Below are 25,402 nucleotides of genomic sequence, written 5' to 3' on the forward strand. Positions count from 1 at the left end.
CCGCGTGCCCCCCGGCCCCCCCCCACCGGTGGGGCGCCCCGGTCGGTCCCGCGGGGGGCCCGCCCCTCTCGTTCGTGCGGGGACTACTTGATCACGGTCAGCGGCAGCAGCGTCTTGCCGGTGGGGCCGATCTGGATGTGGGTGTCCATCTGCGGGCAGACGCCGCAGTCGAAGCACGGGGTCCAGCGGCAGTCCTCGACCTCGGTCTCGTCGAGGGCGTCCTGCCAGTCCTCCCAGAGCCAGTCCTTGTCGAGGCCGGAGTCCAGGTGGTCCCAGGGCAGGACCTCCTCGTAGGAGCGCTCGCGGGTGGTGTACCAGGCGACGTCCACGCCGTACTCGGGGAGGGTCTTCTCCGCGCACTCCATCCAGCGGTCGTACGAGAAGTGCTCGCGCCAGCCGTCGAAGCGGCCGCCGTCCTCGTAGACCGCGCGGATGACCGACCCGATGCGGCGGTCGCCGCGGGAGAGCAGGCCCTCGACGATGCCGGGCTTGCCGTCGTGGTAGCGGAAGCCGATCGAGCGGCCGTACTTCTTGTCGCCGCGGATCTTGTCGCGCAGCTTGCGCAGGCGCTCGTCCGTCTCCTCGGCCGACAGCTGCGGGGCCCACTGGAAGGGGGTGTGCGGCTTGGGCACGAAGCCGCCGATGGAGACGGTGCAGCGGATGTCGTTCTGGCCGGAGACCTTGCGGCCCTCGGCGATCACGTTCATCGCCATGTCGGCGATCTGGAGGACGTCCTCGTCGGTCTCCGTCGGCAGGCCGCACATGAAGTACAGCTTCACCTGGCGCCAGCCGTTGCCGTACGCGGTGGAGACGGTCCGGATGAGGTCCTCCTCCGAGACCATCTTGTTGATGACCTTGCGCATGCGCTCGGAGCCGCCCTCGGGGGCGAAGGTGAGGCCGGAGCGGCGCCCGTTGCGGGTCAGCTCGTTGGCGAGGTCGACGTTGAAGGCGTCGACGCGGGTCGAGGGGAGGGACAGGCCCACCTTGTCCTCGGTGTACCGGTCGGCGAGGCCCTTGGCGATCTCGCCGATCTCCGAGTGGTCCGCGGACGAGAGGGAGAGGAGGCCGACCTCCTCGAAGCCCGTCGCCTTCAGACCGCGGTCCACCATCTCGCCGATGCCGGTGATGCTTCGCTCCCGCACGGGGCGCGTGATCATGCCGGCCTGGCAGAAGCGGCAGCCGCGGGTGCAGCCGCGGAAGATCTCGACGGACATGCGCTCGTGGACGGTCTCCGCGAGCGGGACGAGGGGCTGCTTGGGGTACGGCCACTCGTCGAGGTCCATGACCGTGTGCTTGGACACGCGCCACGGCACGCCCGAGCGGTTGGGGACGACGCGGCCGATGCGGCCGTCCGGCAGGTACTCGACGTCGTAGAACGCCGGGATGTAGACGGAGCCGGTCTTGGCGAGGCGGAGGAGGACCTCCTCGCGGCCGCCGGGGCGCCCCTCGGCCTTCCACCGGCGGATGATCTCGGTCATGTCGAGGACGGCCTGCTCGCCGTCGCCGATGATGGCCGCGTCGATGAAGTCCGCGATCGGCTCGGGGTTGAAGGCCGCGTGGCCGCCCGCGAGCACGATGGGGTGGTCGACGGTGCGGTCCGCCGCGTCGAGCGGGATGCCGGCGAGGTCCAGCGCCGTGAGCATGTTGGTGTAGCCCAGCTCGGTGGAGAAGGACAGGCCGAAGACGTCGAACGCGCCGACCGGGCGGTGGCTGTCGACGGTGAACTGCGGCACCTTGTGCTCGCGCATCAGCTCTTCGAGGTCCGGCCACACGCTGTAGGTGCGCTCGGCGAGGACGCCCTCGCGCTCGTTCAGTACCTCGTAGAGGATCATGACGCCCTGGTTGGGCAGACCGACCTCGTACGCGTCCGGGTACATCAGCGCCCAGCGGACGTCGCACTCGTTCCAGGGCTTGACGGTGGAGTTCAGCTCTCCACCGACGTACTGGATCGGCTTCTGCACGTGCGGGAGCAGAGCTTCGAGCTGTGGGAAGACAGACTCGGCAGCAGACATCTCGAACCTTCGTGAGCGGGCAGGGGGCGACTCTCAAGCGTAACGCGCCACGGAGCACCCCCTATACAACGATCTTCGGCCCCCGTCGCCGCGGGGAGCGCGGAGCGCGACGGACCTCGGCGATCCCGCGCGGCGGGCCGTCCCCCCGCGCGCGGGAGAGCACACGTCAGATCGGACGACCGGCCGCGTGTCCGGTCACGACCCGCTCCCACACCCCCGGCAGCTCGCGCTCCTGGGCCGCGGCGGCGGCCTCCTGACGGGCGTGGAGGACGCCCCAGGTGAAGGAGGGCTCGCCGGCCGATTCGGCCTGGAGGGCGAGGTCGTCCAGGGCGGCGCGGGCGACGACGGTGTCCTGGTGGTCGCCGAGGAGGCTCTGGACGGCCTTCACCCTCTTGGCGAACCGCTTCGCGGGCTTGCCGAGGACGGGTACGGCGGCGTCGGCGGCGTAGCGGGCCCGCTTGGCGGCCTTGCGGGCCTCGTGGAGGGCGAGGTCCCGCTCGTGGCCCGGGTCGAGGCCGAGCGCGGGGCCGATCCGGCCGGCGAGCCGGCGGTGGTCGTGCCGGATCGCCTTCGGCAGCACCTTCGCGGCCTTCTTCCGGGCGGCGGGCCGCAGCGGCGGGTCGGCGAGCACTCCGTCGAGGGCGTCGAGGAGGGCGAGGTGGCGGGGCGAGTCGAGGGCGCCGAGGACGCGGTGCCGGGCTCCGCGGGAGCGGGCGTTGCTCCAGGTGCGGAACCGGCCGCGGACGGGGCCGTGGCGGAGCTCACGGGGCAGGGCGTCGAGGGCGTCGCTCAGCCGGGCGTCCAGGACCTCCTGGTCGCGGGCGTGGCCGAGCTCGCCGGCGAGCCACTTCAGCTCGGCGCCGACCGGGTCGGTGACGTCCCGGTCGAGGACCTCGCGGAAGGTCTTGAAGGCGCTGCGCAGGCGGCGGCAGGCGACCCGCATCTGGTGGACGGCGTCGGGCAGGTCGCGGCGGACGGCGGGGTCGAGCCGGACGACGGCCTCGGCCTGTTCCCGTACGTACGCGAGGACGGCGGCGCCCGCGGAGCCGTCGCCGTCCGGCCCGGCCGGCTTCGGCGGCCCGGGGGCGAGTCCGGTCTCGCCGAGGGCGCGGGCGAGCTTGGAGGAGCTGTCGGAGGGGCGGATGCCGGCCTTGCGCAGCCGCTTCTCGACGGCGTCGAGGACCGCGGGGTCGGCGTCGTCGGCGAGCTCGACCTCGATCTCGGTCCAGGCGGCGGTGGTCCTCCCGCCGGGGCCGGGGAGGAGGCGGTCGGCGTGGACGGTGTCGACGGAGAGCTCGGCGAGGATCGTGCCGTCGGCGTCCCGGAGGTGCCGCACGTCGCGGGAGGAGCGGAGGCGGACGACGGGGACGACTCCGGCGCGGCGGACGCGGGAGCGCAGGAGCCTCGCCAGGGAGTGCGGGAGCGTCTCCGAAAGCGGGGCCCTGATCTCGTCACGGATGCCGGCGGCGACGGGGAACTTGAGGTGCCAGCCGGCGTCCAGGCCGCCGGTGCGGCGCCGGAGGGTGAGGGCGTCGGCCGCGAGTCTCAGGTCGGCCGTGTCGTAGTAGACCGCGTCGAGTTCGGTGACGCCCTCGCCCGTGACCGAGGCGACCCCGGCCGCGCGGGTGAGGTCCGGCAGCCGGGTCTCCGCGGTGGCTTCGTACTTCCGCTCGATCTCGCGCTTGGTCTCCGCCATACGTCGAATCTAACCGCCGGGGCCGTCCGTCATACGTCGGATCCGGCTCTCGGTGCGGCGGAGCGTCAGGCGGTCATCGGGCGTTGCACCCGGATCGACTGGAGGAGTCCGATCGCGACCCAGACGGCGAACATGGAGGAGCCGCCGTAGGAGACGAAGGGGAGGGGCAGGCCGGCGACGGGCATGATGCCGAGGTTCATGCCGATGTTCTCGAACGCCTGGAAGGCGAACCAGGCGATGATGCCGGCGGCGACGATTGTGCCGTACAGCTCGGTGGTCTCGCGGGCGATCCGGCAGGCCCGCCAGAGGACGATGCCGAGCAGCAGCAGGATGAAGCCGGAGCCGATGAAGCCCAGCTCCTCGCCGGCGACGGTGAAGACGAAGTCGGTCTGCTGTTCGGGGACGAACTGTCCGCTGGTCTGGTGGCCGTTGAAGAGGCCGGCGCCGTAGAGGCCGCCGGAGCCGATGGCGATGCGGGCCTGGTTGGTGTTGTAGCCGACGCCGGAGGGGTCGAGTTCGGGGTTGGCGAAGGCGGCGAAGCGGTTGATCTGGTACTCGTCGAGCATGCCGAGGGTGGTGACGAGGACCGCGCCGGCGACGCCGGAGCCGATGAGGCCGAGGACCCAGCGGTTGGAGGCGCCGGAGGCGAGCAGGACGCCGAGCACGATCACGACCATGACCATGACGGAGCCCAGGTCGGGCATGAGCATGACGATGCCCATGGGGAGGGCGGCGAGCACCAGGGCCTTGGCGACGGTGCCGTGGTCCGGATGGAGCTGGTCGCCCGCGTCCACCTTCGACGCCAGCAGCATCGCCATCACCAGGATGATGGTGATCTTCACGAACTCGCTGGGCTGGAGCGAGAAGCCGCCGCCGACCACGATCCACGCGTGGGCGCCGTTGATGGTGGCGCCGAGCGGGGTGAGGACGGCCAGGATCAGCACGATCGACAGGCCGTAGAGGACCGGGACGGCCCCGCGCAGGGTGCGGTGGCCGAGCCAGACCGTGCCGATCATCAGCGCGACGCCGATGCCGGTGTTGAGCAGGTGCCGGAAGAGGAAGTAGTACGGGTCCCCGTTGTTCAGCTCGGTCCGGCCCCGGGTCGCCGACCACACCAGCAGCGAGCCGATGAGGGAGAGGGCCAGCGCCGAGAGCAGGATCGGCCAGTCGAGCCGGCGCAGCACCGAGTCGCGGGCGGTCAGCCGGGCGACGGCACCGCGGTCGGGGGCGTACCGGGAGACGGAGAAGTTGCTCCGCGTCGTCATCGGGTCAGTCCCTCCTGTTGGCGGGCGTGCCCGCGAGCGGCGGCGGCGCGGCGCCGTTCTGCTCGGTCGGTTCGACCAGCTGGGACTTGGGGTCGTACGCCTTGACCACCGGGGCGTCGATGGTGCCGTCGGCGTTGACCTTCGGCAGCGTCTTCTGCGGCCCGGGGAGCAGGGCGCGCTTGAGGTCCTGGTTGCCGGCGTCGTCGAGACCGTAGAGCGCGTCGTAGATGTTGCGGACGGCGGGGCCCGAGGCGCCGGAGCCGGTGCCGCCCTGGGAGATGGTCATGACGATGGTGAAGTCGTCGGTGTAGGTCGCGAGCCAGGAGGTGGTCTGCTTGCCGTAGACCTGGGCGGTGCCGGTCTTGGCGCGCATCGGGATCTTGTCCTGGGGCCAGCCGCCGAAGCGCCAGGCGGCGGTGCCGCCGGGCTCGACGACCGAGCGCAGGCCCTTGTCGAGGTCGCGGACGGTCTGGGCGCCGACCGGCAGCCTGCCGTGGGCCTTGGGCTTGATCTCGCGGACCTGCTTGCCGTCCGGGCTGATCACGGCCTTGCCGACGGAGGGGTCGTAGAGGGTGCCGCCGTTGCTGATGGCCGCGTAGATGGTGGCCATCTGGATGGGGGTGACGAGCACGTCGCCCTGCCCGATGGCGAAGTTGATGCTGTCGTACGCCTTCAGCTGGTTGCCCTCGAGGCAGTTCTCGTACGCGATCTGCTCGACGTAGCTGCCGCCCTTCTTGCCCTGCTTGCACCAGGCGTCCTTGTTGGCCTCCCAGAACGCCTGCTTCCACTGGCGGTCCGGGATCCGGCCCTTGACCTCGTTGGGCAGGTCGATGCCGGTCTCCGAGCCGAGGCCGAAGTCGCGGGCGGTCACGTAGAACCAGTCCTTGGAGTCCTTGTTCGCCGTGATGCCGCCGTCCTTCTGCCACTCCTTGTGGCCGAGGGCGTAGAAGACGGTGTTGCAGGAGTACTTCAGGGCGTCGCCGAGGGTGATGGGGCCGTGCCCCTGGGACTCGAAGTTGGCGAAGCTGCGGCTGCCGAGGCTGTAGGACGCGCTGCAGTTGTAGGTGTCGTTGAAGTCGTAGCCGGCCCGGACGGCGGCGCTCGCGGAGATCACCTTGAAGATGGAGCCGGCCGGGGCCTGGCCCTGGATGCCGCGGTTGAGCAGCGGGTAGTTGGAGTTCTTGCTGGTGAGCCCGGCGTAGTCCTTGGCGGAGATGCCGCCGATCCAGACGTTGGGGTCGTAGTCGGGCTGGGAGGCCATGGCGACGACCCGTCCGGTCTTCGTCTCCATGACGACGACGGCGCCGGAGTCGGCCTCGTACTTGCGGCCGGTGATCTTGTCGGTCTCGTTGCGGACCGTCTTCATGGCCTGCGCGAGCTCGTACTCGGCGACGCCCTGGACGCGGGAGTCGATGCTGGTGACGAGGGTGGAGCCGGCCACGCCCGGGTCGGACTTGGTCTGGCCCATGACCCGCCCGAGGTTGTCGACCTCGTACCGGGTCACGCCGGCCTTGCCGCGCAGCTCCTTGTCGTAGGTGCGCTCGATGCCGGAGCGGCCGACCTGGTCGGAGCGGAGGAAGGGGGAGTCGCTGTCCTTGGCCTTGGTGATCTCGTCGTCGGTGACGGGCGAGAGGTAGCCGAGCACCTGGGCGGTGCGGGCCTTGCCGGGGGCCGGGTAGCGGCGGACGGCGGTGAGCTCGGCGGTGATGCCGGGGAAGTCCTCGGTGCTCTCCCGGATGGTGAGCGCCTGCTGGACGGTGGCCTCGTCGGTGACCGGGATCGGCTGGTACGGGGAGCCGTTCCAGCAGGGCTTGGGCGTCTTGGAGTCGCAGAGCCGGATCTTGTTGACGACGTCCTCGGGCTTCATCCGCAGGACGCCGGCGAGCCGGGTGAGGACGGCCTTGCCGTCGTCCTTCATCTTCATCAGCTCGGTGCGCGAGGCGGAGACCACGAGCCGGGTCTCGTTGTCGGCGAGCGGGACGCCGCGGGCGTCGAGGATGGAGCCGCGGACCGCCGGCGTGACGACCTGCTGGATGTTGTTGCTCTTGGCCTCGTCGGCGTACTCCTTGCCGTTGCGGATCTGGAGGTACCAGAGCCGGCCGCCCAGGGTGAGCAGCAGCGAGAAGACGAGGATCTGGATGACGACGAGCCGGGTCTGGACCCGGGGGGTCCTCCCGGTCTCGGGAATGTTGGTCATGCTGCCGGTGCCCCCTCGGTCACAGTCGCTTGACTCCCTTGATGCGTCCGGCGCGCGTGGCGCGGTTGCGGGCGGCCTTGACGCGGAGGCCGCCGCGCTGGGTGCCGATCCTCAGGCCGGTGCCGGAGGAGAGCCAGCCGGAGGCGACGTCCCCCGCGCCCGCGCCCGTGGCGTCGGCGACCGGGTCGTTCTCGGCGCGGCGGGCCAGGGCCATGATGAGCGGCACCGTGAACGGGGCCAGCAGCAGGTCGTAGACGACGGCGGTGAAGAGCAGGGAGGCGAGGCCGACGTGGCGGGCGGCGGTGTCGCCGACGAGGGCGCCGACGCCCGCGTAGAGCAGCGTGGAGCCGACGGCCGCGCCGACGACGGCGGCCATCGGGCCGACCGCGGAGGTGAAGCGGCCGTTCTCGGGCCGGGCGAGGCCGACGAGGTAGCCGACGACGCAGAGGACGAGGGCGTAGCGGCCGGCGGCGTGGTCGGCGGGCGGGGCCAGGTCGGCGAGGAGGCCGGCGGAGAAGCCGACGAGCGAGCCGGTGACGGGGCCGTGGACGAGCGCGAGGGCGACGACGGTGAGCAGGACGAGGTCGGGTACGGCGCCGGGGAGCTGGAGCCGGGCGAGGACGGAGACCTGGACGACGAGGGCGACCACGATCAGGGTCGCGGAGAGGAGGATGCGGTTGAACTTCACGGTGTCGCGTCCTCCTGGTCGTTCGGGTTCCTGGCCTGGCCCTGCGGGGCCCGCGCCTGGTCCTGCTCCTGGTCCTGCGGTTCGTCCCGCGCCTGCGGGTCCTGCGGCTGGTCCTGGACGGGCCGGTCGGCCGCCTGGCCCTGGGGCTGCTCGCCGGCCTGCTCGCCGTCGGCGGGCGGCTTCGCGGTGACCGTGACGGTGACGGTCGGCGCGGGCTTCGGCTTCTGCGGGAGGACCGTGTCGCGCGGGTCGGAGCGGGGGGCCTGGACGACGACGCCGACGATGTCGAGCTTGCTGAAGCCGACGTACGGGCGGACGTAGACGTTGCGGGTCAGGCCGCCGCCCATGGGGTCGACGCGGACGATCTCGCCGACGGGCACGCCGGGCACGAAGGGCCGGTCGCCGGCCGAGCCGAAGGTGACGAGGCGGTCGCCCGGCTTCACCTTGGCCTTGCCGTTGAGGAGCTGGACGAGGAGCGGACGGTCTCCCTGGCCGGTGGCGAAGCCGAGTTCGTCGCTCTTCTCCAGCCGGGTGCCGACGGTGAAGTCGGGGTCGTTGGCGAGGAGGACGGTGGAGGTGGACGGGCCGACGGTGGTGACCCGGCCGACGAGTCCAGCGCCGTTGAGGACGGTCATGTCGCGCTGGATGCCGTCGCGGGCGCCGACGTCGATGGTGACGGTCCAGGAGAAGCCCTGGGCCGCTCCTATCCCGATGACCTGGGCGCCCTTGATGCCGTACTGGCCGGCGCCGGCGGTCTTGAGGAGGGCGTCGAGTTCGCGCAGCCGGTTGCGGTTGCGGTCGTCGCTGCCGAGCTCGGCCTTGAGCTCGGCGTTCTCCTTCTCCAGGGCGGCGATGCGGTTGTGGCGCTCGCCGGAGTCGCGGACGGCTCCTATGGCGTTGCCGATCGGGTCGACCGCCGCCGCGACGCCGTTCTCGACCGGGCCGAAGACGGCGGCGGCGGCCTGCCGGGCGCCGTCGACCGGCGACTCCTGGCCGCCGCGGATGTCCACCGTGATCAGCGCGAACGCGATGGCGACCAGCAGCACCAGGAGCAGCCGGCTCTCTCGTGTGTCCCTCACGTGCGGCGGCCGTGCCCTTCCTCGTGGTTCGTTGTGCAGATGTCCGTACCGTACGGGCTCGCGCCCGGCCGGTGGGTCAGCGGCGCGGCTGGGCGTCCAGGACCTGCTGGAGGGCCTCGAACTCCTCGACGCACTTGCCGGAGCCGAGGGCCACCGAGTCCAGGGGGTCCTCGGCGATGTGGATCGGCATGCCGGTCTCCCGGCGGAGCCGCTCGTCGAGGCCGCGCAGCAGGGCGCCACCACCCGTGAGAACGATGCCGCGGTCCATCACGTCACCGGAGAGCTCCGGCGGGCACTTGTCGAGGGTGGTCTTCACCGCGTCGACGATCGCGTTGACCGGCTCCTCGATGGCCTTGCGGACCTCGGCGGCCGAGATGACGACGGTCTTCGGGAGGCCGGAGACGAGGTCGCGGCCGCGGATCTCGGTGTGCTCGTCCTGCTCCAGGTCGTAGGCCGAACCGATGGTGATCTTGATCTGTTCGGCGGTGCGCTCACCGAGGAGGAGCGAGTACTCCTTCTTGATGTGCTGGATGATCGCGTTGTCCAGCTCGTCGCCGGCGACCCTGATGGACTGTGCCGTGACGATTCCTCCGAGGGAGATGACCGCGACCTCGGTGGTGCCGCCGCCGATGTCGACGACCATGTTGCCGGTGGCCTCGTGGACGGGGAGGCCGGAGCCGATGGCGGCGGCCATGGGTTCCTCGATGATGTGCACCTGGCGGGCGCCCGCCTGGGTGGACGCCTCGATGACGGCGCGGCGCTCGACTCCGGTGATGCCGGAGGGCACGCAGACGACGACCCGGGGACGGGCGAGGTAGCGCCGCTTGTGGATCTTGAGGATGAAGTAGCGGAGCATCCGCTCGGTGATCTCGAAGTCGGCGATGACGCCGTCCTTCAGCGGGCGCACGGCGACGATGTTGCCGGGGGTCCTGCCGATCATCTTCTTCGCCTCGGCACCCACCGCGAGGATTCCGCCGGTGTTGGTGTTGATCGCGACGACGGACGGCTCGTTGAGGACGATGCCTCGACCCCTGACGTACACCAGCGTGTTGGCGGTCCCGAGGTCGACAGCCATGTCACGGCCGATGAACGACATGAAGTTCCCCTTGTTTCCCATGGCTGAGGGTGGTGCGGCGAAGAGTTTTCATCGTAGTGCCGCTCACGCGGATGGCGCGCGCTGGTCCACCTCTGTACTAGGTGACGGTAGGACGCGGCGATCCGTTCCCGGGATTGGCGTTCATATGCCTGGGGGCGGCCGAATTCCTTCGGTCGCCCCACATCTGGCTGCCGTTCGGCTGACGGCGAGTCAGCCGAGGGTCACGCGAGGCCCGGGAAGAAGATCTTGAGCTCGCGCGCGGCGGACTCCTCGGAGTCCGACGCGTGGATGAGGTTCTCGCGGACGATCGTGCCGAAGTCGCCGCGGATGGAGCCCGGGGCGGCGGCGATCGGGTCGGTCGGGCCGGCCAGCTGGCGGACGCCCTCGATGACCCGCTCGCCCTCGACGACGAGCGCGACGACCGGACCGGAGGACATGAAGCCCATCAGCGGCTCGTAGAAGGGCTTGCCCTTGTGCTCGCCGTAGTGCTGCTCCAGCGTCTCCTGGTCCAGCTCGCGCAGCTCCAGGGCCGCGAGGGTCCAGCCGGCCTTGCGCTCGATGCGGCCGATGATCTCGCCGACCAGGCCACGGCGGACCGCGTCGGGCTTGAGCAGGACGAGCGTGCGCTGGCTCACGGGGGGAACTCCTTCGGGAGGGGTGTGCGGGTCTATGAATCTACAGGGCCCGCACCGCCCTCCGTCACGCAGCGTCAGGCCCTGCGGAGCCCTGGGCGGTGGTCGAGGCGGCCCAGCGGGCCTTGATCTCGTCCACCTTGCGGCCGTAGTGCACCGAGCACCACCACAGGACCGCGAAGACGGCTCCGAGGAAGTACATGACGGGCACGAAGAAGCCGCTGATGATCAGGCCGATCTGGAGGGCCCAGCCGAGCTGGACCCCACCGGGACGGGTGATCATCCCGCAGAGCAGCACGGAGAGGACCATCGCCACACCGCAGACCCACCAGACGGTGGAGGTGGTGAGGCTGTCGTCCTTCATGGCGACGAGACCGGCGAAGCCGATGACGAAGAACTCGCCGATGAGCGTGGAGGAGCAGAGCGTACGCATGCCGGGTCAGCCCCTCTTGAGCAGCAGCCGGGCGTCGCCGACCGTGAAGATCGAACCGGTCACCAGCACGCCGGCGCCGCCGTACTCGGCCTCTTCCTCGGCGAGCGTGATCGCCGCCTCCAGGGCGTCGGGCAGCCGGGGCTCCACGACGACCCGGTCCTCGCCGAAGACCTCGACGGCGACGGCGGCGAGCGCGTCGGCGTCGGTGGCGCGGGAGGTGGAGTTCTGGGTGATGACGATCTCGGCGAAGATCGGCTCGAACGCCTCCAGGAACCCGCGGGCGTCCTTGTCGCCGCTGGTGGAGACGACGCCGATGAGCCGGGAGAAGCCGAACGCCTCGGAGACGGCCTCGGCGGTGGCGCGCGCCCCGTGCGGGTTGTGCGCGGCGTCGAGGATGACCGTCGGGGAGGAGCGGACCACTTCCATGCGGCCGGGCGAGGACGTCCCGGCGAAGGCGCGCCGGACCGTGTCGATGTCGAGGGTGCGGGCGTGCTCGGCGCCGATGCCGAAGAACGCCTCGACGGCGGCGAGCGCCACGACCGCGTTGTGCGCCTGGTGGGCGCCGTGCAGCGGGAGGAAGACCTCCTCGTACTCGCCGCCGAGGCCGCGCAGGTTCAGCAGCTGTCCGCCGACGGCCACCTCGCGGGAGACGATGCCGAACTCCATGCCCTCGCGGGCCACGGTCGCGTCGACGCCGACGGCCTTCTTGAGGAGCACCTGGGCGGCGTCCACCGGCTGCTGGGCCAGGATGACGGTCGCGCCCTGCTTGATGATCCCGGACTTCTCGCCGGCGATCTCGCCGGTGGTCCCGCCGAGCCGGTCGGTGTGGTCCAGGTCGATCGGGGTGACGACGGCGACGGAGCCGTCGATCACGTTGGTCGCGTCCCAGGTGCCGCCCATGCCGACCTCGACGACGGCCACGTCGACCGGGGCGTCCGCGAAGGCCGCGTAGGCCATTCCGGTGAGGACCTCGAAGAAGGAGAGGCGGTACTCCTCCCGGGCGTCGACCAGCTCCACGTAGGGCTTGACGTCCTGGTAGGTCTCGATGAACCGCTCGGCGGAGATCGGGGCGCCGTCCAGGCTGATCCGCTCGGTGATCGTCTGCACGTGCGGCGAGGTGTAGCGGCCGGTGCGCAGCTCGAAGGCGCCGAGCAGGGACTCGATCATGCGGGCCGTCGACGTCTTGCCGTTGGTGCCCGTGATGTGGATCGAGGGGTACGCGCGCTGCGGCTCGCCCAGCACGTCCATGAGGGCCGCGATCCGGGTGACGGAGGGCTCCAGCTTGGTCTCGCCCCAGCGGGTCGAGAGCTCGGTCTCGACCTCGCGCAGCGCCTTGTCCAGCTCCGGGTCCTCGGGGCGGGTCGGCACGGGGTCGCCCTGCGGCGGTCCGGCCTGGGTGCGCAGAGTGCGGCTGCCGGCCTCGATCACCGCCAGGTCGGGGTCTCGGCTCGTCGCTTCGTCGACGAGCTCGTCGAAGTCGTCGGCGGTCTCGTCGGCGTGGTCGCGCGGGTCGCTCGGGTCACTCACGGGGCCAAGTCTACGGAGGCCCACCGACAGGACCATCGACCCACCCCGTTCGGGACCTTCGGTCCGCCGTCCGCCGGGACCGCCCGGCAAACTTGGCGATCATGGACATAGGCATCGATCTCGGCACGGCCAACACCCTCCTCTACGCGCGCGGGCAGGGCATCGTGCTCAACGAGCCGTCCGTGGTGGCGGTCCAGGAGGGCTCCCGGCACGCGCTCGCGGTCGGCGCCGAGGCCAAGGAGACGATCGGCCGGACGCCCGGGTCGATCACCGCGGTCCGCCCGCTGCGGGACGGCGTGATCAGCGACTACGAGGCGGCCGAGGAGATGATCCGGCACTTCGTCCGCAAGGCCGTCCCGGGCCGCCGCCGGCCGCGCACCCGGATGGTCGTGTGCGTGCCGAGCGGGGTGACCCCGGTCGAGCGGCGGGCGATCGTGCACGCGACGATCTCGGCGGGCGCGCGGGCCGTCCACCTCATCGAGGAGCCGATGGCGGCGGCGATCGGGGCGGGCCTGCCGGTCTCCGACCCGCGCGGCTCGATGGTCGTCGACATCGGCGGCGGGACCACCGAGGTGGCGGTGATCTCGCTCGGGGGCATCGTCACGGCCCACTCGCTGCGGGTCGGCGGCGACCGCTTCGACGCGGCGATCACCGACCACGTCCGCAAGGAGCACTCGCTGCTGGTCGGCGAGCGGACGGCGGAGGACGTGAAGGTGGCGATCGGCTCGGCGTGGCCGGTGCCGGGCGGCGAGGAGTTCGAGCGGCGCACCTTCACCGTGCGCGGCCGGGAGAAGGTCAGCGGTCTGCCGCGGACGGTGGAGCTGACCGTCCCGGAGGTGCGGCAGGCGCTGGACGAGCCGGTGGAGGTGGTCATCGCGGCGGTGCGGGTGACGCTGGAGGAGTGCCCGCCGGAGCTGTCGGGCGACGTGATGGAGCACGGCATCGTGCTGACCGGCGGCGGGGCGCTGCTGCCGGGCCTGGACCTCAGGATGGCGTCGGCGACCGGCATCCCGGTCTTCGTCGCGGACGACCCCCTGGACTGCGTGGCCCTCGGCTCGGGCCGCTGCGTGGAGGACTTCGACGGACTCCAGCGGGTGCTGGGGAAGGCGGAGTCGGTGCGGTAGCCCGTACGGGGGGGCGGGAGCACGCACCCCGGGAGCACGGGGACGCGTACCCCGGTCGTGCGGGACTGCGGGACTGCGGGGCTACGGGGCTGCCGGGCCGGGGCCGCGTACCCCGGTCTCAGCGGCCGAGGCCCGACGGGAGCGTCGCCCGGACCACGTAGTCGCCGTCCTTCTCGCCCGCCGTGAGGGTGCCGCCCATGCTGGCGACGCGCTCGTCCATCGAGACGAGGCCGGTGCCGGTGGAGACGGGGGCGCGGTCCGGCGGGGTCTTCGGCAGCGCGTTGCGGACCTCGATCCACAGGTCCGGTCCGTCGACGCCGATCCCGACCCCGACCGGCAGGCCCGGCGCGTGCTTCGCCGCGTTCGTCAGGCACTCCTGGACCACCCGGTGGACCGCGGTCTGCCGCAGCGGCGAGAGCGCCTTGACCTCCTCGGCCACGTCCAGCTCCACCGGGCTGCCCATCCGCTCGCTCTCGGCGGCCAGGTCCGCGAGGCCCTCCAGGCCGGGCGTGGCGCCCTCCCGGTCGGCGCGCCGCACGATCGTCTCGTTCAGCATCAGGTGGGCGCGCCGGGCGGTGTCGGCCAGCTCCTCGAAGTCCTTCTGGTGGGCGTCCCCCCGGGCCCGTACGGCGAGCACCTCGGCCCGCACCGCGAGCACCGTCAGCTCGCGCCCGACCAGGTCGTGGACGTCCCGCCCGACCTGGATGCGCTCCTCCTGGACGGCCTGCCGGGCGGCGGCCTCGCGCCGCTGGACCTCCAGCGCGCGGACGAGGTCGTGGCGGTGGGCGGCGATGCCGACGCCCGCCGCGAGCACCCCGATGGGGATGACGAGACTGAGGAAGTCGCTCAGCGTGGCGCCGTGCCGGACGGGCCAGCCGGGCGTCAGGAAGTAGGCGTACGCCACGCCGATGTAGAGCAGGGTGGCGGCGACGGCGGCCCGTCGGCCGCGGAAGCGGCCGATCGAGTACAGCGCGAACTGGATCAGGGTCACCTCGTGCAGCCAGCCCATCAGGGCGAGCGCCACGAGGTACGGCACCCAGGGGGCCCGCCGGCGCAGCACCAGGGTCGCGGCGCCGGCGGCGAGGACCAGGGCGGCGGTGACGCCGGTGAGGGAGTTGTCCGCCCGGGCCAGGCCGGGGACGTCCAGGACCATCAGGGCGAAGGCGCTGAGCGCGGCGACGACGTCGAGGGCGCGGGGCGAGACGGCCCACCGGTCCACACAGCGGCGCAGCGCGGGGACGGCGGGGAGGCGGAGCATGCCTCCATCATCCAGGGTCCTTGGTCCCGACGCCGTGGACCTGAAGTCCCGTCTGCTGTGAGATCGGGCACTTCGTCCGCATTCCTGTTTGACTCGGAGACGTGTCCGACGCTCTCCAGGAAGCCGCCGCCGCGCAGGAGCCCCCGTCCCCCGGGCCCGGCGTCGCGGAGCTGCTCGACGCGCTGCCGCAGGCCGCCGCCCTCGTCGGGGCCGACCGGCGGATCCTGCGGGTGAACCGGCGCTTCCGCGCCCTGCTCCGGCTGCCGGACGACCTCGACCCGGCCGGGCGGGACGGCGGCGAGCGGCTCCTCGGCCACGTCGCCGCGCTCCTCGCCCGCCCGGAGGACCGCGACCGCTTCCTGGCCGAGGCGCGCGGCCACGGCCCCGTCACCCGGACCGCCGACCACCACCTGGCGGACGGGCGGATCCTGCGCCGCCGCCGCTCCCCCGCCGGTGCCGGCGGACACCTGCTGCTCATCGAGGACGTCACCCGGCAGCGCGAGGCCCGGGACGACCTCGACCAGCGGGTCCGCAGGCTGGCGGCGCTCACCGACGAGCGGACCGCCTTCGCCGGCCGCGCGCTGCACGAGCTGCGCACCCCGCTCGCCACCGTCCTCAGCTTCGCCGAGCTGCTCCTCGACCCGGCGAGCGGCCCTCTGGGCGCCGAGCAGACCGCCTATCTGGAGGCGATCCTGCGCAACGCCCGCCGGATGACGTCGATCGCCGAGAACCTCCCCCGCGCCGCCGGCGAGGACCCCGCCCTGGCCCTGGTCAGCGGCGCCGAGGCGTTCGGCGACCCGGACATGGGCGGCGTCCAGATCGGCGTGCGGATGCGGAACGTCGACGACGAGCGCCCGCTGCCCGGCCGCGGCCGGGCCGCCCACGCGTACGCCCGGCTCCTGATCCGCATGCAGGACGCGGAGTTCGCCGTCTCCAACACCGCGATGCAGCTGCTGCGCCGCCGCACCGGCTCCGTCGGCCTGGGCGGCAACGGGCAGTTCACCCGCCTCACCGCGCTCGACCGGATCGCCGCCGCCGAACGCCGCCCCTGGCAGCGGGACGCGCTCCTGGAGGACTACGAACTCGGCCTGCACATGCGGCTGGCCGGCTACCGGGTCACCCACGTCCACGCCACCTGGGTGAGCCAGGAGGCGCTGCCGTACACCCACCGCTTCCTCACCCAGCGCACCCGCTGGGCGCAGGGCAACATCAGCTGCGTCCGCTACACCGGCCGGATCGTCTCCTCCCGGCACTACCGGGCCCGCGGCGTCCTGGAGTCGCTCTACACCTTCTTCCAGCCGATCGCTCACCTCGCGACCCTGCTGCTGACGGCCGTCATGCTCGTCGCGCTCGTCGTCGGCGGCAGCGCGGCCGAGGTCGTCCTCGCCGCCTGGCCGCTCGCCCTCGTCCTCGCTCTGACCTCGATCGTGCCGTTCGTCCTCTGGGGCCCGGTCTACCGCCGCGAGTTCGCCCCCGACCGCTCCCGGATCTCGGGTGTCCTGTGGGGCCTCGCCCTCTGGCTCTACGCCTACCACCTGTTCGTCGTCTCGGCCCGCGGCTTCGTCCGCCTGCTCCGCGGCCGCACCGGCTGGGCCAAGACCCGCCGCAACGCGGAGACGGCGGGCGTCGGCCCGGTGGCCACCGAGTCCTGACGGACGGGGGTACGCGGAAGGGCCCGGAACCATGACGGTTCCGGGCCCTTCCGCCGTACGCGCTACGCCTGCGGCAGCTTCTCCAGCTGGGACTTGATGCGGGCGATGTCCTCGTCCGCCTTGGCCAGCCGGCCCTTGATCTTGTCCACGACGTTGTCGGGTGCCTTGGCCAGGAACGCCTCGTTGCCGAGCTTGCCCTCGGCCTGGGCCTTCTCCTTCTCGGCGGCGGCCAGGTCCTTCGCGAGCCGCTTGCGCTCGGCGGCGACGTCGATCGTGCCCGACAGGTCGAGCGCGACCTCGGCCCCGGCCACCGGCAGGGAGGCCGTCGCGGAGAACGCCTCGCCCTCCGGCTGGAGCCGCAGGATCTGGCGGATGGCGGCCTCGTGGGCGACGAGCGGCGTGCCGGCCAGGGTGAGACGGGCGGGCACCTTCTGGGCGTCCTGGAGGCCCTGTTCCTTGCGGAAGCGGCGGACCTCGGTGACGACCCGCTGGACCAGCTCGATCTCCCGCTCGGCCGCCTCGTCGCGGAAGCCCGAGTCCTTGGGCCAGTCGGCGACCACGAGGGACTCGCCACCGGTGAGGGTGGTCCACAGGGTGTCGGTGACGAACGGGACGATCGGGTGCAGCAGGCGCAGCATGACGTCCAGGACCTCGCCGAGGACCCGGCCGGAGACCTTGGCGCCCTCGCCGCCCGCGAAGAACGTCGTCTTCGACAGCTCGACGTACCAGGCGAAGACCTCGTCCCACGCGAAGTGGTAGAGCGACTCGCTCAGCTTCGCGAACTGGAAGTCGTCGTAGTACGCGTCGACCTGCGCGACCGTCTCGTTGAGACGGGAGAGGATCCACCGGTCGGTCGCCGACATCTCGGAGACGTCGGGCAGCGGGCCCTCGATGGTGGCGCCGTTCATCAGCGCGAAGCGGGTCGCGTTCCAGATCTTGTTGGCGAAGTTCCGGGACGCCTTGACCCAGTCCTCGCCGATCGGGACGTCGGCGCCGGGGGTGGCGCCGTTGGCCAGGGTGAAGCGGACGGCGTCGGAGCCGTACGCGTCCATCCAGGTGATCGGGTCGACCGCGTTCGGGTTGGACTTCGACATCTTCTTGCCGAACTCGTCGCGGACGAGACCGGTGAGGGCGACCGTCTTGAACGGGACCTCGCCGTCCATCGAGTACAGGCCGAACATCATCATCCGGGCGACCCAGAAGAAGATGATGTCGTGGCCGGTGAGCAGGACGTCGGTCGAGTAGAACTTCGCCAGGTCCGGGGTCTTCTCCGGCCAGCCGAGCGTGGAGAACGGCCACAGGCCGGAGGAGAACCAGGTGTCCAGGACGTCGGGGTCCTGGGTCCAGCCCTCGGCCTCGGTGCCGGGCGGCCGCTCGTCCGGTCCGACGCAGACGACCTGGCCCTCGGGGCCGTACCAGATCGGGATGCGGTGGCCCCACCACAGCTGGCGCGAGATGCACCAGTCGTGCATGTTGTCGACCCAGTCGAAGTACCGCTTGGAGAGCTCCTTCGGGTGGATCTCGACGGAGCCGTCGCGGACGGCGTCGCCGGCGGCCTGCGCCAGCGGGCCGACCTTGACCCACCACTGCATCGACAGGCGCGGCTCGACGGTCGTCTTGCAGCGCGAGCAGTGACCCACCGAGTGCATGTACGGACGCTTCTCGGAGACGATCCGGCCCTGCTCCTGGAGCGCGCCGACGATCGCCGAGCGGGCCTCGAAGCGGTCCAGGCCGAGGAAGGGGCCGTGGACGGTGATGACGCCGTGCTCGTCCATGACCGTCAGGGACGGCAGGTCGTGGCGGCGGCCGATCTCGAAGTCGTTCGGGTCGTGCGCCGGGGTCACCTTGACGGCGCCGGTGCCGAACTCGGGGTCGACGTGCTCGTCGGCGACGACGGGGATCGTGCGGTCGGTCAGCGGCAGCTTGATCCGCTTGCCGACAAGGTGCCTGTACCGCTCGTCCTCGGGGTGGACGGCGACGGCGGTGTCACCGAGCATCGTCTCGGCGCGGGTCGTGGCGACGACCAGCGAGTCCTCGCCCTCGCCGTACCGGATGGAGACCAGCTCGCCGGCGTCCTCCTGGTACTCCACCTCGATGTCCGAGATGGCCGTCAGACAGCGCGGGCACCAGTTGATGATGCGCTCGGCGCGGTAGATCAGACCGTCCTCGTAGAGGTCCTTGAAGATCTTCTGGACGGCCTTGGACAGGCCCTCGTCCATGGTGAAGCGCTCGCGCGACCAGTCGAGGCCGGCGCCGAGGCGGCGCAGCTGGCCGAGGATGCGGCCGCCGTACTCGTCCTTCCACTGCCAGACGCGCTCGACGAAGGCGTCGCGGCCCAGGTCGTGGCGGGACTTGCCCTCCTCGGCGAGCTGCTGCTCGACCTTGTTCTGGGTCGCGATGCCGGCGTGGTCCATGCCCGGCAGCCACAGGGTCTCGAAGCCCTGCATGCGCTTGCGGCGGGTCAGGGCGTCCATGAGCGTCACCTGGAAGGCGTGGCCCAGGTGGAGGGCGCCGGTGACGTTCGGCGGCGGGATGACGATGGTGTACGGCGGCTTGTCGGACGTGGCGTCGGCGGTGAAGTACCCCCGGTCTACCCAGCGCTCGTACAGCGGCCCCTCTACCTCGGCCGGCGTGTACTGGGTCGGCAGTTCGGTGATGGGCGCTGTCTGCTGCTGAGTGTTCTCGGTCACGGGGCCAGTTTAGGGGGGTCCCGGCCTTGTCCCGAAACGCGATTGTTCCGTAACGGTGTGACCCCCACCGCTCCACCGGCCCTCGGCTTCCGACAGGATGTTCGCTACGCATAAACGTCCTGTGAGGGGAAGCAGTAGATGAGCTACAACCAGCCGGGTCCGTACGGGGGCCAGCAGCCTCAGCAGCCCGGGCCCTACGGCCAGCAGCCCGGCCCGTACGGCCAGCCGCAGGGGCAGCCCGGTTACGGCTACCCCCAGCAGGCTCCGCAGGGCGTGCCGCCGCAGCAGCCGTACGGCTACCCGCAGCAGCCCGGCCCGTACGGCCAGCAGCCGCAGTACGGCGCCCCCCAGGGCCCCGGCGGCTACGTGCCCCACCCGCCGGCCCCGAAGAAGAGCAAGACCCCGCTGATCATCGGCGCGGTCGCCGTCGTCGCGGCGATCGCCGTCGGCGCGTACTTCCTGATCGGCGGCGGTGGCGGCGCGTCCGTCGCGAACGACGGCCCGCACAAGCTGATCACGCCGGAGACGGTGCTGACCGAGTACAAGAAGGACGCCAAGGGCTCCGAGTCCGACGGCAAGGACGCGCTGAAGGAGGCCGAGAAGAACGGCGTCAAGAACGCGAAGAGCGTGGACGCCACCTACAAGTCCGGGGACGAGTCGAACCCGCTCGCCGGCAAGATGCTCTCCTTCAGCGGCCTGTACGGCGAGATCGAGGACCCCGAGAAGGTCGTCGACTCGCTGTTCGCCAGCATCAAGGCCGAGGCGGAGAAGGAGAAGGACAAGGACGGCGGCACGCTCGTCGGCAGCCCCCAGGCGTTCACCCCGGCCGAGGCGGAGGGCTCCGTCCTCAAGTGCCAGTCGGCGAAGGGCGAGGCGGACGCCGCCGAGGGCACCCCGGCCTTCTCGATGAACTTCTGCGTCTGGGCCGACCACAGCACCGTGGGCTTCGTGGTCCCGATGGACATGGCCGGACTCCTCTCCGGCAAGTCCGGCACGCTCGAGGAGGCGGCCACCATCACCGCCAAGCTCCGCAAGGAAGTCCGCGTCAAGGTCTGACGCGCACGGCGCACGACGAAGGGGCGCCCCGCCGGATTCCGGTGGGGCGCCCCTTTCACGTGTGCCGTGCGGTTACGCCGACTTCTCGTGGCGGCCGTCGTTCTTGACGATCCTGGGGACCAGGGTCGGGTTCACGTTGTTGCGGACGACGTCCGCCGTGATGACGACGCGGGCCACGTCCTTGCGGGACGGGACCTCGTACATCACCGACTGGAGGACCTCCTCCATGATGGCGCGCAGGCCGCGCGCGCCGGTGCCGCGGAGGATGGCCTGGTCGGCGATGGCCTCCAGGGAGGGGCGGTCGAAGTCCAGCTCGACACCGTCGAGTTCGAAGAGGCGCTGGTACTGCTTCACCAGTGCGTTGCGCGGCTCGACGAGGATCTTCAGCAGGGCCTCGCGGTCCAGGTTGTGGACCGAGGTGATGACGGGGAGACGGCCGATGAACTCGGGGATCATCCCGAACTTCACCAGGTCCTCCGGCATGACCTCCTGGAACTGGTCGCTCGCCTCGATCTCGCGCTTGGAGCGGATGGTCGCCCCGAAGCCGATGCCCTTGGCGCCCGCCCGCGACTCGATGATCTTCTCCAGGCCGGCGAAGGCGCCGCCCACGATGAAGAGCACGTTCGTCGTGTCGATCTGGATGAACTCCTGGTGCGGGTGCTTCCGGCCGCCCTGCGGCGGGACGGAGGCCGTGGTGCCCTCCAGGATCTTCAGGAGGGCCTGCTGCACGCCCTCACCGGAGACGTCGCGCGTGATCGACGGGTTTTCGCTCTTACGGGCGACCTTGTCGATCTCGTCGATGTAGATGATCCCGGTCTCGGCCTTCTTGACGTCGTAGTCCGCGGCCTGGATCAGCTTGAGCAGGATGTTCTCGACGTCCTCGCCGACGTAGCCGGCCTCCGTCAGCGCCGTCGCGTCGGCGATGGCGAACGGGACGTTGAGCATCCGGGCCAGGGTCTGCGCGAGGAGCGTCTTGCCGGAGCCGGTCGGGCCGAGCAGCAGGATGTTGGACTTGGCCAGTTCGATGGCGTCGTCACGGCCCTGCGCGCCGCCGTTCTCGCCGGCCTGGACGCGCTTGTAGTGGTTGTACACCGCGACGGAGAGGGCCTTCTTCGCCGGCTCCTGGCCGACGACGTACCCCTCCAGGAACTCGTAGATCTCGCGGGGCTTGGGAAGTTCCTCCCAGCGCACCTCGCTCGTCTCCGCGAGTTCCTCTTCGATGATCTCGTTGCAGAGGTCGATGCACTCGTCGCAGATGTACACACCGGGTCCCGCGATGAGCTTCTTCACCTGCTTCTGGCTCTTTCCGCAGAACGAGCACTTGAGCAGATCGCCGCCATCACCGATGCGTGCCACGAGGTGCTTCCCCTTCGCCTGGGAGCGCTTGGTTCAGCGACTCCTGGTGCCTCATATTCGACGGTACCTTGCCGGGCCCCCCGTTCGGGCCCCCCTTGGCACGGTTCACATGGTCGCGATTCGGCCACGCGAGCCGTGCGAGCCGTGCCGAGGGAAGGTCGGGCGTCAGTGTGCCGCGGCGGCCGTGCTCTTGCGGGTCGAGACGATCTGGTCGATCAGGCCGTACGCGAGGGCGTCCTCGGCCGTCAGGATCTTGTCGCGCTCGATGTCGTCGCGGATCTTCTCGATCGGCGTCGAGGAGTGCTTGGCCAGCATCTCCTCCAGCTGGCTGCGCATGCGCAGGATCTCGTTGGCCGCGATCTCCAGGTCGGAGAGCTGCTCACGGCCGGTGCCGCCGGACGGCTGGTGGATCAGCACGCGGGCGTTCGGCAGGGCCATCCGCTTGCCGGGGGTGCCGGCGGCGAGCAGCACGGCCGCGGCGGAGGCCGCCTGGCCCATGCAGACCGTCTGGATGTCCGGCTTCACGAACTGCATCGTGTCGTAGATCGCCGTCAGCGCGGTGAAGGAGCCGCCGGGGCTGTTGATGTAGATCGAGATGTCGCGGTCCGGGTCCATCGACTCCAGGCACAGCAGCTGGGCCATGACGTCGTTGGCCGACGCGTCGTCGATCTGCACGCCGAGGAAGATCACGCGCTCCTCGAAGAGCTTCGCGTACGGGTCGTACTCGCGGACGCCCTGCGAGGTGCGCTCGACGAAGCGCGGGACGACGTAGCGGTTGTCCATCGGCGCGCCGGTGTAGAGGCCGCTCGGGGAGAGGTTGTTCTGCATCTGGGTGTTCACCGTCCTGGTGGCGTTCGGCGGGGGGCTGGGGCTCTTCGGGGGCTGCCGGCGCCTCAGGCGCCCGTGCCGCCGCCGCCCGGAACGCCCGCGGCGTGCGTGATGATGTCGTCGATGAGGCCGTAGTCCTTGGCCTCCTCCGCGGTGAACCAGCGGTCACGGTCACCGTCGCGGATGATCGCCTCGACGGTCTGGCCGGAGTGGTGCGCGGTGATCTCGGCCATGCGCTTCTTCGTGCGAAGGAGGTACTCGGCCTGGATCTTGATGTCGGAGGCGGTGCCGCCGATGCCGGCGGAGCCCTGGTGCATCAGGATGTCGGTGTTCGGCAGCGCGAAGCGCTTGCCGGGGGTGCCGCCGGTGAGCAGGAACTGGCCCATCGACGCCGCCATGCCCATGCCGATGGTGACGACGTCGTTCGGGATGTACTGCATGGTGTCGTAGACGGCCATGCCGGCCGTCACGGAGCCACCGGGGCTGTTGATGTACAGGAAGATGTCCTTCTCCGGGTCGGCGGCCAGGAGGAGCATCTGGGCGGTGATCTTGTTGGCGATCTCGTCGTCGACCTGCTGGCCGAGGAAGATGATGCGCTCGCCGAGCAGCCGGTTGTAGACATGGTCGCCGAGGCCGCCACCGATGGACGGCTCACCCGCGGCGTAAGGCTTCAGATTCGTCACGTATCCACCTGCTCGTCTCCGACGGCCCCGGGCCGTCTCAGCGTCTCGTTCAGAGGGCAGTGCCCCCGTATTCATGGACCCTAACGCGCAGGTAGGACAACGCCATCCCGGTTCCCGAACTGTTCGCTGGGAGCGCAAGGTAGTTGGCGGCGCATAAAAGGTCCGCGTACGTCCACGGGCCCGGCCGCACAGCAGTGCGTCCGGGCCCGTGGCGCGATACGGAGCGCGCGGGGCGGGGCCCCGGCGGTCGGCCTGGTGGGGCCTACTTCTCCTCGGCGACCTCGGCCTCGCCGGTGACGGCCTCGACCGTCTCGGCGGCGGCCTCGACCTCGTCCTCGTCGTCGGAGAGGTCCACGACCTCGCCGTTGGTGTCGACGACCTTGGCGGCCTCGACGACGACCGCGAGGGCCTTGCCGCGGGCGACCTCGCCGACCAGCATCGGCACCTGGCCGCCCTGGACGACGGCCTGGGCGAACTGGTCGGGGGACATGCCGGAGGAGGCGGCACGGCGGAACAGGTGCTCGGTGAGCTCGTCCTGCTCGACGTTCAGCTCCTCCTTGGAGACGAGCTCGTCGAGGAGGAACTGGGTCTTGATGCCCTTGACCGCCTGCTCCTTGGTCTCGGCCTCGAACTCCTCGACCGTCTTGCCCTGGAGCTCCAGGTACTTCTCCAGGCTCAGGCCCATCTGGCCGAGCTGGTGGTGCTCCAGGTTGTGCTTGCGGGTGTTGACCTCGTCCTCGAGGAGCTTCTCGGGAACGGGGATCTCCGCCAGCTCCAGGAACTTCTCCAGGACGCGCTCCTGGGCCTGGGTGGCCTGGTCGAACTGCTTCATGTTCTCGAGGCGCTTGCGGCTGTCGGCCTTGAGCTCGTCGAGGGTGTCGAACTCCGACGCCATCTGCGCGAACTCGTCGTCCAGCTCGGGGAGCTCACGGGCGGCGACGGCGGTGACCTTGACGGTGACCTGGGCGTCCTTGCCCGCGGCGGAGCCGCCCTTCAGCTGCGAGGTGAAGGTGGCCTCGCCGCCGGCCTCCAGGCCGGTGACGGCGGCGTCGATGCCGTCGAGCAGCTCGCCGGAGCCGATGGTGTACGAGACACCGTCGGCGACACCGTCGGGCAGGACCTCGCCGTCGACCTCGGCGGTCAGGTCGAGGGTGACGACGTCGCCCTCGGCCGCGGCGCGCTCGACCGGGTTGGTGGAGGCGAAGCGCTCGCGGAGCTGCTCCACCGACTTCTCGATGTCCTCGTCGGTGACCTCGACGGCGTCGACCTCGACCTCGATGCCGGAGTAGTCCGGGATCTCGATGGCCGGGCGGATGTCGACCTCGGCGGTGAAGGCCAGCAGCTCGCCGTCCTTCAGCTCCTTGATGTCGACCTCGGGCTGACCCAGCGGGTTGACCTCGGCCTCGTTCACGGCCTCGGTGTAGAACTTCGGGAGCGCGTCGTTGACGGCCTCCTCCAGCACGGCGCCGCGGCCGAAGCGCTGGTCGATGACGCGCGCGGGGATCTTGCCCTTGCGGAAGCCCTTGACCGTGACCTGCTGGTTGATCTTCTTGTACGCCGCGTCGAGGCTGTCCTTGAGCTCCTCGAAGGGCACCTCGACAGTGAGCCGAACCCGGGTCGGGTTCAGGGTCTCCACGGCGCTCTTCACGGTTCGGTCTCCTTGTGGCTGATTCCAGGATTCCGGACGGACCGCGCGGGGCGGTTCCGGCCGATGGGCCCGGTCAGAAAGACACACGGGCCCGCAGCTTGCATAGTAACCGCACGTGGGATGAGGCCCACAACGTGATCAAGAACCCGCGAGGTCAGGGCCGCGGGAGATCGTGAGGATCATGCTGGTCGGGGTGGCGGGATTTGAACCCACGGCCTTCCGCTCCCAAAGCGGACGCGCTACCAAGCTGCGCCACACCCCGTCGGTGCGACACGTAGGGTACATGCACGGAGACGCTGCGACGCCCCCTCTTTCCGGGGCGTGCACGGACGGCTCCGGACCGGCTACGATGCTGTCCGTGCCGCGGCCTTTCCGGCCTGGGGCGCATCCTGTGCGGGCGTAGCTCAATGGTAGAGCCCTAGTCTTCCAAACTAGCTACGCGGGTTCGATTCCCGTCGCCCGCTCTGTGTACGGCTCCGGGC

General features: G+C 71.0%; 19 protein-coding genes and 2 tRNA genes. 4 read left to right on the top strand and 17 right to left on the bottom strand.

The features are described from left to right. Window positions 1-83: 83 nt before the first annotated feature. The 10 genes from ACFVU3_RS39230 to ACFVU3_RS39275 all read right to left on the bottom strand — a co-directional run bounded on the left by ACFVU3_RS39230 (window position 84) and on the right by ACFVU3_RS39275 (window position 12,661). The gene (locus ACFVU3_RS39230; protein ID WP_390073584.1) at window positions 84-2,012 is read right to left on the bottom strand and encodes a TIGR03960 family B12-binding radical SAM protein; all 1,929 of its coding nucleotides are present in this window, start codon (window positions 2,010-2,012) and stop codon (window positions 84-86) included. A 166-nt stretch (window positions 2,013-2,178) separates the two neighbouring features. After that, a complete protein-coding gene (locus tag ACFVU3_RS39235) occupies window positions 2,179-3,708 on the bottom strand; it encodes a CHAD domain-containing protein (protein ID WP_390073585.1) in 1,530 nt (509 codons plus the stop codon). 65 nt (window positions 3,709-3,773) lie between these two features. Continuing rightward, window positions 3,774-4,973 carry a rod shape-determining protein RodA gene (rodA, locus tag ACFVU3_RS39240; protein ID WP_390073586.1) on the bottom strand — a complete coding sequence of 400 codons (1,200 nt, stop codon included), beginning with the start codon at window positions 4,971-4,973 and terminating at the stop codon, window positions 3,774-3,776. A gap of 4 nt (window positions 4,974-4,977) precedes the next feature. Beyond that, window positions 4,978-7,170: a penicillin-binding protein 2 gene (gene mrdA, locus ACFVU3_RS39245; protein WP_390073587.1), complete on the bottom strand. Its 2,193-nt coding sequence runs from the start codon at window positions 7,168-7,170 to the stop codon at window positions 4,978-4,980. Window positions 7,171-7,189: 19 nt separating this feature from the next. Beyond that, window positions 7,190-7,858, bottom strand: a complete 669-nt coding sequence (gene mreD, locus ACFVU3_RS39250) for a rod shape-determining protein MreD (RefSeq protein WP_390073588.1) — start codon at window positions 7,856-7,858, stop codon at window positions 7,190-7,192. Beyond that, complete coding sequence (mreC, locus tag ACFVU3_RS39255; RefSeq protein ID WP_390073589.1) at window positions 7,855-8,937, bottom strand: rod shape-determining protein MreC; 1,083 nt, start codon at window positions 8,935-8,937, stop codon at window positions 7,855-7,857. The genes mreD and mreC overlap by 4 nt, the downstream gene beginning before the upstream one ends. Window positions 8,938-9,013: 76 nt before the next feature. Then, window positions 9,014-10,033: a rod shape-determining protein gene (locus ACFVU3_RS39260; RefSeq protein ID WP_019886273.1), complete on the bottom strand. Its 1,020-nt coding sequence runs from the start codon at window positions 10,031-10,033 to the stop codon at window positions 9,014-9,016. Between the two features lie 221 nt (window positions 10,034-10,254). After that, window positions 10,255-10,668: a nucleoside-diphosphate kinase gene (gene ndk, locus ACFVU3_RS39265; RefSeq protein WP_169084843.1), complete on the bottom strand. Its 414-nt coding sequence runs from the start codon at window positions 10,666-10,668 to the stop codon at window positions 10,255-10,257. 64 nt (window positions 10,669-10,732) lie between these two features. Further along, window positions 10,733-11,098 carry a DUF4233 domain-containing protein gene (locus tag ACFVU3_RS39270; protein ID WP_390073590.1) on the bottom strand — a complete coding sequence of 122 codons (366 nt, stop codon included), beginning with the start codon at window positions 11,096-11,098 and terminating at the stop codon, window positions 10,733-10,735. Window positions 11,099-11,104: 6 nt separating this feature from the next. Continuing rightward, window positions 11,105-12,661: a bifunctional folylpolyglutamate synthase/dihydrofolate synthase gene (locus ACFVU3_RS39275; protein ID WP_390073591.1), complete on the bottom strand. Its 1,557-nt coding sequence runs from the start codon at window positions 12,659-12,661 to the stop codon at window positions 11,105-11,107. Window positions 12,662-12,726: 65 nt separating this feature from the next. Here ACFVU3_RS39275 and ACFVU3_RS39280 point away from each other — a divergent pair, with 65 nt between their 5' ends. Continuing rightward, entirely contained in the window at window positions 12,727-13,749 is a 1,023-nt protein-coding gene (locus ACFVU3_RS39280) for a rod shape-determining protein (protein WP_390073592.1), read from the top strand. A 118-nt stretch (window positions 13,750-13,867) separates the two neighbouring features. Here the strand turns inward: ACFVU3_RS39280 and ACFVU3_RS39285 are convergent, their stop codons facing one another. Beyond that, window positions 13,868-15,007 carry a sensor histidine kinase gene (locus tag ACFVU3_RS39285; RefSeq protein ID WP_390073593.1) on the bottom strand — a complete coding sequence of 380 codons (1,140 nt, stop codon included), beginning with the start codon at window positions 15,005-15,007 and terminating at the stop codon, window positions 13,868-13,870. Between the two features lie 101 nt (window positions 15,008-15,108). Between ACFVU3_RS39285 and ACFVU3_RS39290 the strand changes: the two genes are divergently transcribed. Continuing rightward, entirely contained in the window at window positions 15,109-16,659 is a 1,551-nt protein-coding gene (locus ACFVU3_RS39290) for a glycosyltransferase family 2 protein (RefSeq protein ID WP_390073594.1), read from the top strand. Window positions 16,660-16,721: 62 nt separating this feature from the next. On the opposite strand, the gene ACFVU3_RS39295 is transcribed toward ACFVU3_RS39290, so the two are convergent. Then, complete coding sequence (locus tag ACFVU3_RS39295) at window positions 16,722-19,349, bottom strand: valine--tRNA ligase (protein WP_390073595.1); 2,628 nt, start codon at window positions 19,347-19,349, stop codon at window positions 16,722-16,724. Window positions 19,350-19,487: 138 nt separating this feature from the next. Here ACFVU3_RS39295 and ACFVU3_RS39300 point away from each other — a divergent pair, with 138 nt between their 5' ends. Then, window positions 19,488-20,405: a hypothetical protein gene (locus tag ACFVU3_RS39300; RefSeq protein WP_390073596.1), complete on the top strand. Its 918-nt coding sequence runs from the start codon at window positions 19,488-19,490 to the stop codon at window positions 20,403-20,405. 72 nt (window positions 20,406-20,477) lie between these two features. On the opposite strand, the gene clpX is transcribed toward ACFVU3_RS39300, so the two are convergent. From clpX to ACFVU3_RS39325, 5 genes are all read right to left on the bottom strand, one after another. Further along, on the bottom strand, window positions 20,478-21,761 hold the full coding sequence (clpX, locus tag ACFVU3_RS39305; RefSeq protein ID WP_362475732.1) for an ATP-dependent Clp protease ATP-binding subunit ClpX: 1,284 nt from the start codon (window positions 21,759-21,761) through the stop codon (window positions 20,478-20,480). Window positions 21,762-21,926: 165 nt separating this feature from the next. Continuing rightward, window positions 21,927-22,589, bottom strand: coding sequence for an ATP-dependent Clp protease proteolytic subunit (locus ACFVU3_RS39310; protein WP_132914107.1), 663 nt, complete (start codon window positions 22,587-22,589; stop codon window positions 21,927-21,929). Window positions 22,590-22,654: 65 nt separating this feature from the next. Beyond that, on the bottom strand, window positions 22,655-23,272 hold the full coding sequence (locus ACFVU3_RS39315) for an ATP-dependent Clp protease proteolytic subunit (protein ID WP_043221565.1): 618 nt from the start codon (window positions 23,270-23,272) through the stop codon (window positions 22,655-22,657). 262 nt (window positions 23,273-23,534) lie between these two features. Beyond that, the gene (gene tig, locus ACFVU3_RS39320) at window positions 23,535-24,920 is read right to left on the bottom strand and encodes a trigger factor (protein WP_390073597.1); all 1,386 of its coding nucleotides are present in this window, start codon (window positions 24,918-24,920) and stop codon (window positions 23,535-23,537) included. Window positions 24,921-25,105: 185 nt separating this feature from the next. After that, window positions 25,106-25,182 (bottom strand) — tRNA-Pro (locus ACFVU3_RS39325). 131 nt (window positions 25,183-25,313) lie between these two features. Between ACFVU3_RS39325 and ACFVU3_RS39330 the strand changes: the two genes are divergently transcribed. After that, window positions 25,314-25,384 (top strand) — tRNA-Gly (locus ACFVU3_RS39330). The last annotated feature ends 18 nt before the right edge of the window (window positions 25,385-25,402 follow it).

Origin of the sequence: Streptomyces sp. NPDC058052, assembly GCF_042885515.1 — a bacterium.
Classification (GTDB): Bacteria; Actinomycetota; Actinomycetes; order Streptomycetales; family Streptomycetaceae; genus Streptomyces.

Bases quoted from the DNA above. Each gene is read 5' to 3' on its own strand.
- ACFVU3_RS39285 (WP_390073593.1), bottom strand. From the start codon at position 15,007: ATGCTCCGCCTCCCCGCCGTCCCCGCGCTGCGCCGCTGTGTGGACCGG.
- ACFVU3_RS39230 (WP_390073584.1), bottom strand. From the start codon at position 2,012: ATGTCTGCTGCCGAGTCTGTCTTCCCACAGCTCGAAGCTCTGCTCCCG.
- ACFVU3_RS39260 (WP_019886273.1), bottom strand. From the start codon at position 10,033: ATGTCGTTCATCGGCCGTGACATGGCTGTCGACCTCGGGACCGCCAAC.
- ACFVU3_RS39275 (WP_390073591.1), bottom strand. From the start codon at position 12,661: ATGGTCCTGTCGGTGGGCCTCCGTAGACTTGGCCCCGTGAGTGACCCG.
- ACFVU3_RS39310 (WP_132914107.1), bottom strand. From the start codon at position 22,589: ATGCAGAACAACCTCTCCCCGAGCGGCCTCTACACCGGCGCGCCGATG.
- ACFVU3_RS39280 (WP_390073592.1), top strand. From the start codon at position 12,727: ATGGACATAGGCATCGATCTCGGCACGGCCAACACCCTCCTCTACGCG.
- ACFVU3_RS39235 (WP_390073585.1), bottom strand. From the start codon at position 3,708: ATGGCGGAGACCAAGCGCGAGATCGAGCGGAAGTACGAAGCCACCGCG.
- ACFVU3_RS39270 (WP_390073590.1), bottom strand. From the start codon at position 11,098: ATGCGTACGCTCTGCTCCTCCACGCTCATCGGCGAGTTCTTCGTCATC.
- mrdA (WP_390073587.1), bottom strand. From the start codon at position 7,170: ATGACCAACATTCCCGAGACCGGGAGGACCCCCCGGGTCCAGACCCGG.
- ACFVU3_RS39300 (WP_390073596.1), top strand. From the start codon at position 19,488: ATGAGCTACAACCAGCCGGGTCCGTACGGGGGCCAGCAGCCTCAGCAG.
- rodA (WP_390073586.1), bottom strand. From the start codon at position 4,973: ATGACGACGCGGAGCAACTTCTCCGTCTCCCGGTACGCCCCCGACCGC.